Raw genomic sequence first — 513 nt, 5'->3', positions numbered from 1 at the left:
AGACAGTTTATCCAGCGGAAGAGTACCATCAGGATTACTACAAAAAGAGCAGCCTAAAGTACAAGTACTATCGTTACGCATCCGGTCGAGACAAATACTTGGATGAAGTGTTTGGTGACGATCGCAAAGAACATCCGAAAACACTGCGTCAGCTTATCGATGAGAAAAAGCTGCTGTCGAAGGTAAAAGCATACAACAAGCCGTCTCAATCGAAGATCAAGTCTACGTTGACTGAGTTGCAATACTATGTAACGCAAGACGAAGGTACCGAGCGCCCGTTTGCCAACGAATATTGGGACAATAAAGAAGCCGGTATTTACGTCGACATCGTAACTGGTGAGCCGTTGTTTTCTTCTACCGACAAGTACAAATCGGGGACGGGGTGGCCAAGTTTCACTAAGCCAATCAACCCAGGTTACATCGTCGAAAAAACCGATTACAAGTTGATTTATCCTAGAACAGAAGTTCGCAGTAAGTTTGGTGATTCTCACCTAGGGCACGTATTTACCGACG

At 44.8% G+C, this 513-nt stretch carries 1 protein-coding gene; it reads left to right on the top strand.

All coding sequences use genetic code 11. The features are described 5' to 3' along the window. Positions 1–513, top strand: a 513-nt coding sequence (gene msrB / locus R7093_RS28230; RefSeq protein ID WP_318147409.1) for a peptide-methionine (R)-S-oxide reductase MsrB, incomplete at both ends; no start/stop codon positions are given.

The sequence above is a fragment of the Vibrio sp. 1580 genome (assembly GCF_033340055.1).
The sequence above is the reverse complement of the archived record's forward strand: the minus strand, read 5'-3'. Positions and strand labels throughout refer to the sequence as shown.